The following is a 13784-nucleotide window of genomic DNA, read 5'->3' as shown; positions in this document are numbered from 1 at the left end:
GTTAACTAAACCAACTAAATATGTCAAATGAGATAACACCTGCGAGTGAAAAGCAGCTATTAGGACACCCCCAAGGACTTTTTTACCTCTTCTTTGCAGAGCTTTGGGAACGCTTCAGTTTTTATGGGATGCGGGCGCTGTTGACCTTATATATGGTCAATGTTATTTTTGAAAAGTTAATGGAGCGGGATTATGCCACCGCCGCAGTTTATGCCTCTTACGGTTCCTTGGTTTACGCTTCTACCGTAGTTGGGGGTAGAATTTCCGATACCATTATGGGCATGCGAAAATCCATTTTTCTCGGAGGTATATTTATGTCCATTGGGCACTTTGTTCTGGCCATTGAAAATGACATCGCCTTTTTTCTCGCACTTTCCTTTATCATAGTCGGCAATGGGTTCTTTAAACCCAATATTTCCACATTTGTCGGTACGCTCTACAAAGAAGGCGATCCAAAAAAGGATTCGGGCTTTACCATTTTTTACATGGGCATTAATATTGGGGCGTGGGTCTCTCCCCTGCTGTGCGGTTGGTTGGCAGCCAAGTACGGGTGGCATTATGGCTTTGGTTTGGCAGGTATTGGAATGTTAACAGGCTTGCTTTTTTTCTGGAGTGGTATCAGAAGGGGTGTGTTTGGTGATAAAGGGATGGCGCCCAAGGCCAGAGTAGATGAAAAAAGGCTTTTGGGCATGCCCCAAAGTACCGTGGTCCCCATTCTATGCGTATTGAGTGTTCCATTTATTGCGTTTTTATTGTCCTCCTACAAGCCATTGGGTGCAGATGGAAGTTTTTTTGGAGATCAAAATATTGTCAATGTAATTTTTAAACTTATCGCCGTAACCATTTTGCTGTATTTGGGATACATTATGTTCAAGGCAACCTTGGAGGAGCGTAAAAAGCTATTTGTGGCGGTATTAATCACTTTTTTTATGACCATTTTCTGGGGATTTCATGAACTCTCTGGAAGTGTGATCACCTTATTTTCGGCAAGAAACGTGGATTTGGAAGGAATTATGTCCGCTTCCCAGACCAATTCACTAAACCCAATGTTCATTATTCTATTGGCCATACCCATCTCGCTGTTATGGACATTTCTTTCAAAGAAAAACCTAAATCCCCGTACCCCCTATAAATTTGGCTTGGGTTTGGTTTTTGCGGGAATCAGTTTTTATGTATTGGCCATTAGTGGGGCCAGTGCCAGTGAAAATGGATTGGTACCCTTTGCTTATCTGCTGTTGATGTATTTTTTATTGTCTGTTGGGGAATTGTTCATGTCTCCGGTTGGGCTTTCAAAGATTACGGACTTGTCACCAAAACGAATTGTTGCCTTTATGATGGGGGTTTGGTTTTTATCCTCGGCATTTGCTTTTCAAGTGGTAGGTTTTATAGGAAAACAATTGGCCATTGAAAGTACTGACGCCAATGTTGGAGGTATGGATACCCTTGGTGTTTACACGGATGGGTTCATGCTCATTGCCAAATATTCCCTTGGCGCCGGTATTTTGGTGTTGGCGGCTTCCCCTTTGATTAAACGATTAATGGGCAAAGTGCACTAGTCTTCGAAAATAAATGGATAGGCTCCCTTTTCGCCGGTATAGTGGAAAGGGAGTTTTCTTTTTTTGCAGGTTTGCTGCCATTTGCGTACGATACGCTTATAATTACTGCCATCGGCCAATATCATTTTAGGTTGTACGGAATCAATAAATCGTTCCAAATGGATTTTTGGGGATTGCGTAAGTAGCACATACCTGGGCATTTTAATGTGTGTATACACCCCTGTACCATCCAAAATGAGGATTTTTTCACCACGGGCTTGATAGTTGTTTTGAAGCGTGTCCCAATGTACCGACCTTATCCGTTGGGCAATGGTATAATCCCTCACCAATCTTTTGGTTTTGTCCGAATCACGGGTCAGTACATTTAGTCGTTGGCCCTGCTGATGCAACACTACCGAATTCTTGGTTTGATGCCATAACCATACTTTTTCTTGATTGTGGGATGTCCACACCTCAAAAAATAGATAACCACAATAAATCATTAGGGCGGTCAGTAAAACCGCAAGATTTTTGAAATTGGGGGAAGATAAAACATGGACAAGGCCTATGATCATAATGCAGGTCAGTACCATTTGTACGGCATCAAAAGGAATATCCCTAAAAAGAAAGGCTTCCTGTTGTGCAACCCATGCTATGACTACGTTCATACCGCCAATAAGCCCATCATAGACCGTCACCAGAAAGGGCGGTAAAAGGTCGAAATGGACCAATACCAATACCAGTATTCCAAAACCCAGGATAATCCCCAGAAAAGGCACTACAATAAGATTGGAGACAAAAAACAAGGCAGGAAACTGATGAAAATAAAACAAACTCAAAGGCAGTACCCCTAGTTGGGCTGCGATACTTACCGAAAGTAGTTGCCATCCTTTTCGCACCAACCACCAATTTGGAAACCAAAATTGTTGCAGTTTTGGATACATCCAAACAATGGCAAAAACGGCGGCGTAACTCATTTGAAAACCTACTTGGAAGAGCAAGAGCGGCTTGATGAGAAGAATAAAGAACATGGATAGCGCCAGTATATTGAATGTATTGGTAGGTCTATTTAAATAAAGCGCATACGCCAAAAAGGAGAACATGGTAACCGCCCTTACGATGGAAGGTGAAAGACCGGCCACAAAAGCATAGGTCCATAAAAGGGCAACAACGATTACCAGTTTCAACGTTTTTCCCCTTTGCAAGCGTTCCAAGGGTTGTAACAAAAACTGGAGCAATACCAACAGAATTCCTACATGCAGTCCAGAAACCGCCAAGATGTGGACCGCTCCGGCATTTTTATAGTTGTCATAGGTTTCTTCGGAAATATCATTGCGCTGTCCCAATAGTAAGGCCTGGATAACACCCAATTGTTCTTTGCCAAAGGGTTGTTTTTGTAGTTTGGTGATTACATCCAATCGGAAATTGGCAGCAATTCCCCTTAGGGAGGGTGAAGGATTTTTGAGTTTGAGGAATTCATGGCTGGAAATTTGAATTTGACCGTAAACCCCTTGTTTTCTTAAATAGTCTTTATAATCAAACTGATAGGGATTTAAAGATGGCGGCACCGGATGTATCACGGCCCGGGACAAAACTTCATCATCGACTAGAAGCTCCTTTGTTAGGGAATCCTTGGTCACATAGAGCATTAAGGTACCGGAGCCCCCTTTTCCATCAATGGATTCGACCCTTGCAAAATAACGATGGGAGTAGGTGTTGGGTTTTAAGGCCTGTGTAATTTTTAATTGGAGTGTCTTTTCAAAGCCGGATACCTTCAGATAATGGTTTGGCTGATTTTTGGGGCTGGAGAAGCCAATAATCAACATCCCGATCAGGGTAGTAGTTAGAAAGGCGATGGGTCCAAAAAAAGGAAATGAGGCCCTTTTTTGAAGTTTGTGGACGAATCCCAGAAGTACGATAAGAACAATGAGTGCAACGGCTATGAATTCGATTTTAGGTTGGATGTAATAACCCAAAATGATTCCCAGAACTAGGTAAAGGGTAAGCTTAACGGAAACAAATTCAGAAAAACGCATTATAGAATACGGGTGGCCTTTATAAAGGAATGGCTCCAAAATCCTTCCCGAAGTGAAGATACAATAACCCCACGGGAAGATGTGGAATGTATAAATCGAATATCATCTCCATCAACATCCACCACAAGGCCTACATGGTTGATGCGTTTTCCGCTTTTCGATGTCTTGAAAAAAAGCAAATCCCCCTTTTCCACATCTTTCAACCGAATCCTTTTTCCCTCATCTGCCATTTGGTGGGACGTCCTCGGAAAGTTAATGTTGTTGTCTTTTAGGGTTACATAAACCAATCCGGAACAGTCCATCCCCTTTTTTGTGGTGCCTCCAAATTTATAGCGTGTTCCCGAAAAGGACATGGCTTTGGCAACCACTCTATCCGCTTTTTTATTTTTGGCCACTCTCTTTTTAGTGGGAGGTTTTGTGATGGTATCTCCCTCCTTTGCCTCCACCGTAACGGTCTTTTTTTTACCATATGTGGTTTTTTTCCTTACGACACAACTGGTAAGGATCAAGAACGCAAATACAGAAATAAGGGTTTTGGTACGCATCCAAGACGGGATTTCTTCTTGGAATGTAAAATTACATATTTTGAACAATCAGTTGGGCAACCTTTTCGCTGGCGCCTGTTCCTCCCAATTTTTTGATCAAAGCGTCATAATCTTGACGTATTTCTTCCCTTTTTTGGACTTCCAGGATTTGAGATAACTCCTTTTTTAGGTTTTTGGTGGTCAAATCACCCTGAATCAGTTCTTTCACCACTTCCTTATCCATAATTAAGTTTACCAAGGAGATATAGTTCAGCGTTATGATTCGTTTTGCAATTTGGTAAGAAATCCAATTCCCTTTATAACAGACCACTTGTGGTACCTTAAAAAGGGCCGTTTCCAAGGTGGCCGTGCCACTGGTAACAAGTGCTGCATGGGAATGGGACAATAGGGAATAGGTTTGCTTGGAGACGAAGCGTACATTTTTTTTGACCAAAAAACGTTGATAAAAATGGTCCTCCAGACTTGGGGCGCCCGCAATCACAAACTGATGGTTGGGAAAATCCGGTACAATGGAAAGCATGACATTCAGCATTTTTTCAACCTCCTGCTTACGGCTTCCCGGTAGAAGTGCGATTATGGGTTGGTTACCATTCAATTGGTGGGCATGGCAGAACGTATCGAATGCTTCAACCTTGGCATTGGATATGGCATCCAGGAGCGGATGTCCTACAAAGCTGACCTCAAAACCATGTTTGGCATAAAAGGCTTTTTCAAAGGGAAGGATAACGTACATGGCATCGATGTATTTTTTAATTTTTTTTACCCTTCCTTCACGGGATGCCCAAACTTGGGGGGAAATATAGTAGTTGGTTTTGTACTTGCGTTCCTTGGCCCACTTTGCTATCCTTAAGTTAAAACCGGAAAAATCAATGAAAATAATGGCGTCTGGCTTAAATTTATCGATATCGGCTTTACAATACGCAATGTTCTTAAAGATGGTGGAAATATTCTTCAACACTTCCAAAAAGCCCATAAAGGCCATTTCCTTGTAGTGTTTTGCCAAGGTCCCGCCAGCTTCCTGCATAAGGTCACCGCCCCAACAGCGAATGTCGGCAGCCTCATCGTATTTCTTTAAGGCCTTGATCAGGTTGGAACCGTGCAGGTCTCCGGAAGCTTCGCCGGCAATGATGTAATATTTCATGCTAAATGAATTTGTACACAAGGATCACCAATGCGGTCAATAAAGTCGCAATCATTACACCACGTGCCCTCAAATCCCTTTTAATTCGCAAAAAACCAAAAAAAGCCACCAAATTTAAAATGGCGCCCAAGGCAAGAAGACTCCCCAGGTGCCCTTGTCCATAGGCTGCCTTAAAAGTCTCGCCAATACCCAAATCCGAGAAGAGAAGAATGTACAGAAGCGTGCCAAACGTATTGGCAATAATACCCACCAAAAATCCGATGATAATTTCCTTTTTTCTGCTATTCATTTAAATTCCAGTTGTTTAATTGATGAATGGTATGGTGGGCGGTTAAATCGAATTGGGTGGGAACAACGGAAACAAAGCCGTTCCTCAACGCATGGATATCGGTATCCTCCCCCTTGTCCAATAATTCAAATTCCCCTGTGAGCCAATAGTATTCCTTTCCATTGGGGCTGATACGTTTATCAAATTTCTCCTTCCAGTTTGCCCTTGCCTGTCGGCAGATCTTAATTCCCTTTGGGGATTTGCCATCCGTTTTGGGAATATTCACATTAAGCACCGTTCCTTTGGGCAATCCCTGTTCCAGGGCTTCGCAGGTTATTTTTTTTATGGCCTTGTGGCATCCACTGAAATCGGCATTCCAGGAGTAATCACAAAGTGAAAAGCCAATGGCGGGAATCCCTTCGATACCGGCTTCGATCGCAGCGCTCATGGTGCCTGAGTAAATAACGTTAATGGAAGAATTGGAACCATGGTTAATACCACTGACCACAATATTCGGTCGCCTGTCCAATAGCTCCTGTAAAGCCAGTTTCACACAATCGGCGGGAGTTCCACTGCAGGAATACTCCAGGGGCGCACCTTTTTCCTTATCCACCACCACTTTGGAGGAATATAGGGTGTTGTCCACCGTAATGGCATGGCCCATGCCGGATTGGGGACTATCTGGGGCAACGACCACCACTTCTCCGATTTCCTTCATCACCTGAATCAGATTTCGTAGACCAGGGGCCGTAATGCCATCATCATTGGTCACCAAAATAAGTGGTTTTTCCATTAAACATAATTTAAGTGGTAAAAATACGTTTTTCACTAGGATGGGGTGACCCGTCCGTTTAACAAAAAATTAAACGAAGGCTCAGAAACTGGCATGATTTTTTCAGTATCTTAGAAGTTTGATAAGACATTGAAACAATTGTAAGTTGGGTATTGTGCCAGACTTTAATGAAATCATTGTCCCAAAACCATACCTATGAAGAAGAATTTTGTACTTGGCTTTTTGGTCATCCTTATAGCTGTAGCCTCTTGCAGTTTTACCAATAAATCTTTTGAGACCAATGATAAGGACAGATTATTGTTGGATTTGATCACCTATGTGCTGGAAAGGGGGCATTATGAACCTAAAAACATCAATGATAAGTTCTCGGCAAACGTTTTTGTTGATTTCATTGATATCCTTGACCCTACCAAGCGCTATTTCTTAAAAGGTGATATTGAGGAATTTGAGAAGTATAAGTATCAAATCGATGACCAAATAAAAAATACCGACATCACCTTTTTCAATCTTGTGCATCAACGTTTGATGAAGCGTATGGATGAGGCCAAGGGTATATATGCCGAAGTATTGGAAAGTCCCTTTGATTTCAAAAAGGATGAGGACATCAATATAGACTATGCTGAAGTTCCCTATGCCAAGAACAGAAAAGAGCTCAAAGAGCGATGGAGGAAGCAGTTGAAATATAATGCCTTGGGTATTTATGACAATAAAATCAAGGTTAGAAAAAGCGCAATTTCCGGCGGAAAGGACGATGAGGTCGGTCCGGATATGGTAAGTGTTGAAGTGGATACCAAGTTTAAGGACCCCGCCAAAGAGGAATTGAAGAACATGACCTTGGCCGAAGTAGAGGAAGCAGCCAGGGAAAGCACAAAAAATACGTTGGACGAATTCTTTGATTTTGTAAACGATTTAGAGCGCAAGGATTGGTTCGTACAGTACATCAACACCATTGTGGATGAGTTTGACCCGCATACCTTTTACTTTGCCCCGGAAGAGAAAGATAGGTTTGATATTAGCATGTCCGGTAAATTTGAGGGAATCGGTGCGCGTCTCCAGAAAAAGCCTGAAGGTGCCAGAATTGTTGAGGTTATTTCTGGAGGACCGGTTTGGCGGGACAAAAGTTTGGAGGTAGGGGACGAAATCCTAAAAGTAGGCCAAGCTGGCGAGGAACCCATAAATATTGTGGGAATGCGTTTGGATGATGCCATTAAACTGATCAAAGGCCCCAAGGGAACCATTGTGGATTTAACGGTCAGAAAGGTGGATGGAACCATAGATGTGGTCTCCATTACCCGGGATGTTGTGGAATTGGAGGAGTCTTATGCAAAATCAGCAACAGTACGTCAAGATGATAGAAAGTTCGGTTTGATCCACTTGCCCAAATTCTATGTGGATTTTGATGACTATACGGAACGCAACGCGGCTACCGATGTCGCCAGGGAAGTTGAGCGATTAAAGCAGGCCGGTATGGAAGGACTCATATTGGACCTAAGGGACAACGGTGGCGGCTCATTGAAGACAGTTGTTGAGATGGCAGGATTGTTCATCAAAGATGGGCCTATCGTCCAGGTACGTTCTTCCGGACAGGGAAAAGAGGTTCATGAAGACAAGGACGAACGTATTCAATGGGATGGTCCCCTGGTGATTCTGGTCAATGAACTATCGGCTTCCGCCTCTGAAATTTTGGCAGCTGCCATGCAGGATTACAAAAGGGCAGTGGTCTTGGGAAGTAAACAGACCTTTGGTAAGGGAACTGTCCAAAATGTAATACCATTGGATAATATTGTTCGCAGCAATGAGCACGGTGACCTGGGAGCTATAAAAATTACGACCCAAAAATTTTATAGGATCAATGGGGGTTCCACACAATTGGAAGGTGTAAAGAGCGACATTGTGGTGCCAGACCGTTACAGCTATATTGATTTAGGGGAACGGGATCAGGAAAATCCTTTGGGATGGGATAAAATTTCCCCTGCGGACTACCAAACTTGGGATGGTTATATTGATTATGAGGAGACCATTGCAAAAAGTCAGGCCCGCTTGGCCAAAAACCCCCAGGTAAAGCTTATTGAAGAAAATGCCAAATGGTTAAAGGAACAACAGGATGAGTCCGTGGTTTCCCTAAACTACGATACTTATGCCTCAAGACAAGAAAAGAACAAGGAAAAATCCAATTATTTCAAGACCTTATCAGAGTACGATTCAAAATTGACTTTTGAGTCGTTGCGGTATGAGCGCGAATTGTTCACTCAAGATCCCGTCCTAAGGGAAAAACGTGACCGTTGGCACCAGGATTTGGCCAAGGACGTTTATGTGGAGGAAGCCATAAATGTACTTCAAGACTTAAAGTTGAATGCCCTAAAAAAGGAGAACGCAAAATTGGCAAGCGTAAAAGGATAATTTTTAAGAATACGAAATAGAATGGAAACCTTCCCGTATGTGGAGGGTTTTTTAGTTGTCCTTGTTTATGGAGGCAGATCGGTATAAACGGTCGTTGATTGCATTTCCAATTCCTTTCTCCGGCGCAGTTTCAATGATCAAAACATCCAAGCCTAAGCTATCCAGTTGATGCATGGCGTCGTATATTTTTCTGGCCATCTCTTCCAAATCGCCGTCTTTGGACAGTACAATTTCCTTTGCAATGGATTTCTGGGCCATAGGATGCTTTTGAAAAGAAATCAATCCCACCTTTTGGTCACGATCATGATAGTGTTGTAAATGCTCCAAAATATCTTTGGTCACAATGGTCTTCGTATTGGGGGCATAATGGGACAATGACATTCCCGGCGTATGTAGTACCTCGGACTTTTGATGTATCCGTGGTTTACGCCCCAATACCTTTTCAATGTCTTCCATAGGAATCCCTCCCTGTCTGTAGATTACGGGAGTGTTTCCTTCCCAACCTAAAATGGTGGACTCAATGCCACTGTCGCAAGGGCCTCCATCCAAAATTAAGGGTATCTTGTTCCCCAGGAGTCTTTCCACATGTTTTGGACGCGTGGGACTAATGTATCCAGAAGGATTTGCGCTTGGTGCAGCCAGGGGGTAATCGAGCAACGCCAATAATTCCAATGTTTTGGAATGGTTTGGTATCCGCACGGCCACTCGTTCCAATCCTGCCGTAACAATTTCTGGGACCTGTGAGGATTTGGGCAAAAGCAAGGTTAGGGGACCGGGCCAAAAGTGTTCCGCCAAGGTGTGGATTTCTTCAGTAAGCTCAGAAACAAAGGGGGCAATGGACTTTATATCCTTGAAATGGAGTATCAAGGGATTGTTTATGGGTCTCTCCTTGGCTTCGAAAATCTTTTTCAATGCCTTTGTTGAGACTCCCTTGGCGGCCAGACCATAAACTGTTTCCGTAGGTATGGCCACAAGTTCTTCGGCATCCAAAAATGCTTTGGCAAGTTCAATTTTTTTGGTGATCTGCGCCACGGCCTAAATTTTGGCAAAAGTACGGGTAGGTATGTAATGGGCAAAATTCCATTACTTTGGAATTCAAAATCGAACGGGCAATACAAATGAAAATACGTAGAAGCAGATGGACCTATACCATTTTAATGTTGGCTTGTATTATAGGATTTTGGCTTTTTGAAAACTTCTACACTCCAAATCAATATCCAGAGCCTTTGACGACCAATGTGGATTTTCCTTTTGATGAAGCATTGGTCCCCAGTTCAACGTATAACCATATTGTGGTACACGATCATTACGTGCTTTCCTATAGTGAACCCCATGAGCAGGCGGAGTGGTTAGCCTATATGTTAAAAAAAGAGCATCTGACCTATGATGACCGGGACCGTCCTTATTTTATTGAAGATCCAAAAGTAAGGACCAAGTCCGCCGACTGGAAAAACTACAAGGGTTCCGGTTATGATCGCGGACATCTTTGTCCGGCAGGTGATCGCAGGTTTTCGGAACATGCCTATAATGAGACGTTCTACACCAGTAATATAAGTCCACAGGACCGTGATTTTAATGCTGGGGTCTGGAATAGGTTGGAGATGCAGATTCGCCGGTGGTGCAAAGCGTACGGTACCCTGTATGTGATTACCGGTGGTGTTTTGGAGGACGGATTAATGGAAATAGGGATGGAGGATGTGGACGTTCCCAGGATGTTTTATAAAATAGTTTTTCAAAAGCAGGGGAATTCATACCACGTTTTGGCTTTTTTGATGCCCAATCGGCAAAGTGACGAACCCTTGTCCCATTTTTTGGTTTCCGTTGATGCTGTGGAAGAGGCTACAGGGTTGGATTTCTTTTATAAACTTGAAGATGCGGAGGAAAAAACTATTGAAGAAGAAGTAGGTTCGTGGAAGGGGGCGTTTTAGATTTCACTCAATCGAGCGGCATCAAACTTCAAAAAAATAAAGAGCATCGCTGTAAAAAAGATCAGGCCGGAACCGCCATAACTAAAAAAAGGCAAGGGAATACCAATGGTAGGTAACAATCCGATAACCATTCCAATATTCACGAAATAGTGTATCAATAAGATGGAAATGACCCCATAACCGTACATTCGGTTAAAGCTCCTTTTTTGCCGCTCCGCAAGATGAATCAACCTAAGAAAGAAAAGTGAGAACAAAAGTACTATGAAAGTGGTACCCATAAAGCCCCATTCCTCTCCTACGGAACTAAAGATATAATCTGTATGCTGTTCGGGGACAAAATCCCCTTTGGTACGCGTGCCCTCCAAAAAGCCTTTTCCAATAAACCCGCCCGATTCTATGGCTTTTTCTGCCTGATAGGTATTATACCCTATGGTTTTTTTGATTTGCTCCAATCGAATGGGGTCCTTCTCCAATCCAAGCCACAAACTAAAGCGATCTCTATGTCGCTGTTCAAAGACATTATTGTACACAAAATTTACCGAGAGGGAAACGCCCATACAGCAAATCAGGAACAACACCAAAGGCAGTGTAGGGACCTTTAAGGTTGGTTTTTTGAACAAAAAGAACACGGAAGTAATGATGCCCAGGCCAATACCTACCCAGATTACGCCAAACATTAAAGTAGAGACGAAAAGTAAGATCAAAAGAATGGCAAAGCCCAGGTATTGCAATGGTAGACCTTCTCGAAACAATACAAAGAAAAGTGAGAAATAGACCAAAGCACTTCCAGGGTCGGGTTGGGGCAGGATAAGGACAATGGGAACCAATAAAATTAAGACGGCATACCATTGGTGTTTGATTTTTCGTAAATCCGTCTGGATATCGCTCAGGTATTTTGCCAGGGCCAATGCAGCCGTAAGCTTCCCCAATTCCGAAGGCTGAAAATTAAAGAAGCCAAAGTCGTACCAAGAGGTTGCCCCGGCAATCGTTTTTCCGAAAACGAACAGCCCCGCCAACAATATCAAGGAGATAATGTAGAATAAACTGGAGAATCGTTCAAAAAAGCTATTCTCCAAGGCCATGATGATGACTATGGATGCAAGGGATAGTCCAATAAAAAATAACTGTTTCCCGTGTAAGGTGGAAAAATCAAAAATGGAATTGGCATTTTCAGTCAGTGTAGTACTGTAGATATTTATCCAACCAAAAAATACCAACAGGGCAAAAAGGAAAACCGTCAACCAATCCAATCGACGTAGTACGCTACTACCAGACATACTCATTTATCTTGAAGGGTTCCCCGCTAAAAGGCTTGGCGTATTCATGTTCCAATGTTTTCTCCAACATTTTCTTCTCCAAATCCTTTCTGGTGATTTCACCCTTAATGTATTTTTCGATCATCAGGGAGGCAATATGGCCGGCATATCTGGCACCGTAATATCCATGTTCAATATATACGGCTATGGCAATTCTTGGTTTATCAACAGGGGCAAATGCCGTAAAGATGGAATGGTCCGTAAGCTGTACTTTTTCACCATTGATTTTGGTAAAGTTCTCTACCGTACCCGTCTTTCCCGCTATTTTGATACCAGGAATTCTGATCCATTTGGCGGTACCATATTCATAGACATTGGTCATGGCCTGAATAACCGGGCCAAAGTGCTGTGGGCTTATGGTAGTGTATTTTCTTTCCGCATACTTGGAGTCTATACTTCTGGTATTTCCAATGTGTTTGATCAGGTGGGGGGTATAAAAATAACCTCTATTGGCAATTGCAGCGGTCATATTGGCCAGTTGAATGGGCGTTACGTTTACTTCGCCCTGACCTATGGAATTTGAAATTATGGTGGATGAGGCCCATGCATTGTCCCCGTACCATTTATCATAAAACTCTTTTCCAGGGATTCTTCCAGGTCTTCCCGTTGGAAAATCAACGCCCAGATAACCGCCCAATCCAAAACTTTTCATGTGCTTTTCCCAAACATCCATGCCTTCGTCCGTAGTGTTGAATTTTCCATATATTTTTCGAAAAGTCCCGGCGAAATAGGCGTTGCAAGAGCGAAAGATACCTGAGTTCAGATTACGTACCCCGCCACCACAATGGCATCCTTTTTTTTGCTTCCCTACATAAAAACCATTGTAGCAGGTAAACTTGGTGTCGGGTGATATGACGCCCTCTTCAAGGGCAACCAAGGCATTTAACGTTTTGAATGGGGAACCTGGTGAAGGTTCCGCCAGTATGGAACGGTCCCAAGTAGGCTGTGAAATACTGTCATAATGGAGTTTGCTATAATTTCTGGAACGGTCCCTGCCCACCAATAGGGCGGGATCATAAGTAGGTCCTGAAATCATGGCAAGGATTTCCCCCGTTGCGGGCTCAATCGCCACAATCCCCCCCCTTTTGCCGACCATTAATCGCTCCCCATACTCCTGCAAGGCCTTGTCTATGGTCACATGGACTTCCTTTCCCAATTGGGAGAGGGTATCCAATTTCCCGTCCTTGTAAGGCCCTATGTCCCGGTTAAAGCGATCTTTTTGGATATATTTTACGCCCTTTTGACCCCTTAATATTTCTTCATATTGTTTTTCAATACCCGTTCTGCCCTTCAATTCCCCAGCTCGGTAGTAGGGATTGGTTCGCAGGTCGGTTTCATTTACTTCACTAATGTAACCCAAAACATTGGCAGCACTATTGGTTTTGTAATCCCTAAGTGACCGCTTTTGAATATAAAAACCTCGGTATTTTCGCATTTTTTCCTGAAGACTGGCGTAGTCTTCCTTGGATAATTGGGGAACCAAAACGGAAGGCAATCGGGGAGAATACCTTCTGGCTTTTTTCATGCTTTTTATGAAATCTTCCTTTGAAATACTTAGGAGGGAACAAAATTCAAGGGTATCCAAGGTTTTGGTTTCCCGTGGTATGACCATCACATCATATGCCGGTTGGTTGCCAACCATGAGTGCTCCGGTCCGGTCATAAATATATCCCCTTTCAGGATAATCATAGACCGTTTTAATGGCCGGGTCTTCCAGAATTTGATCTGGTGAAAAACTGAACAACTGCAAATAGGACAACCTCCCAATGAAGGTAAACCCGATCACAATAATAAAAGACGACAACAATACTTTTCTCATAAT

11 protein-coding genes are annotated in these 13784 nt (G+C 43.0%); 3 read left to right on the top strand and 8 right to left on the bottom strand.

Annotated features, from left to right (window positions below):
* The first annotated feature begins 20 nt into the window (after window positions 1-20).
* Window positions 21-1556, top strand: coding sequence for a peptide MFS transporter (locus tag L0P88_RS06410; protein WP_247133780.1), 1536 nt, complete (start codon window positions 21-23; stop codon window positions 1554-1556).
* Here L0P88_RS06410 and L0P88_RS06405 read toward each other — a convergent pair.
* From L0P88_RS06405 to surE, 5 genes are read right to left on the bottom strand one after another with little or no spacing between them, the layout of a single operon-like run.
* Complete coding sequence (locus L0P88_RS06405) at window positions 1553-3571, bottom strand: ComEC/Rec2 family competence protein (RefSeq protein WP_247133779.1); 2019 nt, start codon at window positions 3569-3571, stop codon at window positions 1553-1555. The genes L0P88_RS06410 and L0P88_RS06405 overlap by 4 nt on opposite strands.
* Window positions 3571-4116, bottom strand: coding sequence for a C40 family peptidase (locus tag L0P88_RS06400; RefSeq protein ID WP_247133778.1), 546 nt, complete (start codon window positions 4114-4116; stop codon window positions 3571-3573). The genes L0P88_RS06405 and L0P88_RS06400 overlap by 1 nt, the downstream gene beginning before the upstream one ends.
* A 31-nt stretch (window positions 4117-4147) precedes the next feature.
* Window positions 4148-5257 carry a lipid-A-disaccharide synthase gene (gene lpxB, locus L0P88_RS06395; RefSeq protein WP_247133777.1) on the bottom strand — a complete coding sequence of 370 codons (1110 nt, stop codon included), beginning with the start codon at window positions 5255-5257 and terminating at the stop codon, window positions 4148-4150.
* Window position 5258: 1 nt separating this feature from the next.
* Entirely contained in the window at window positions 5259-5546 is a 288-nt protein-coding gene (locus L0P88_RS06390; RefSeq protein WP_247133776.1) for a hypothetical protein, read from the bottom strand.
* Entirely contained in the window at window positions 5539-6318 is a 780-nt protein-coding gene (gene surE / locus L0P88_RS06385) for a 5'/3'-nucleotidase SurE (RefSeq protein ID WP_247133775.1), read from the bottom strand. The genes L0P88_RS06390 and surE overlap by 8 nt, the downstream gene beginning before the upstream one ends.
* A gap of 195 nt (window positions 6319-6513) precedes the next feature.
* Here surE and L0P88_RS06380 point away from each other — a divergent pair, with 195 nt between their 5' ends.
* Window positions 6514-8718, top strand: a complete 2205-nt coding sequence (locus L0P88_RS06380; protein WP_247133774.1) for a carboxy terminal-processing peptidase — start codon at window positions 6514-6516, stop codon at window positions 8716-8718.
* A gap of 51 nt (window positions 8719-8769) precedes the next feature.
* Here L0P88_RS06380 and L0P88_RS06375 read toward each other — a convergent pair whose 3' ends face one another.
* On the bottom strand, window positions 8770-9750 hold the full coding sequence (locus L0P88_RS06375; RefSeq protein WP_247133773.1) for an L-threonylcarbamoyladenylate synthase: 981 nt from the start codon (window positions 9748-9750) through the stop codon (window positions 8770-8772).
* A gap of 86 nt (window positions 9751-9836) precedes the next feature.
* On the opposite strand from L0P88_RS06375, the gene L0P88_RS06370 reads away from it, so the two are divergent.
* Complete coding sequence (locus L0P88_RS06370; RefSeq protein WP_247133772.1) at window positions 9837-10646, top strand: DNA/RNA non-specific endonuclease; 810 nt, start codon at window positions 9837-9839, stop codon at window positions 10644-10646.
* Here L0P88_RS06370 and rodA read toward each other — a convergent pair.
* Entirely contained in the window at window positions 10643-11923 is a 1281-nt protein-coding gene (gene rodA / locus L0P88_RS06365; protein WP_247133771.1) for a rod shape-determining protein RodA, read from the bottom strand. The genes L0P88_RS06370 and rodA overlap by 4 nt on opposite strands.
* Window positions 11913-13781, bottom strand: coding sequence for a peptidoglycan D,D-transpeptidase FtsI family protein (locus L0P88_RS06360; RefSeq protein ID WP_247133770.1), 1869 nt, complete (start codon window positions 13779-13781; stop codon window positions 11913-11915). Before L0P88_RS06360 ends, rodA begins: the two co-directional genes overlap by 11 nt.
* Between the last annotated feature and the right edge of the window lie 3 nt (window positions 13782-13784).

Origin of the sequence: Muricauda sp. SCSIO 64092 (genome assembly GCF_023016285.1) — a bacterium.
Classification (GTDB): Bacteria; Bacteroidota; Bacteroidia; order Flavobacteriales; family Flavobacteriaceae; genus Croceivirga.
This window is presented reverse-complemented; position numbering and strand designations above follow the sequence as displayed.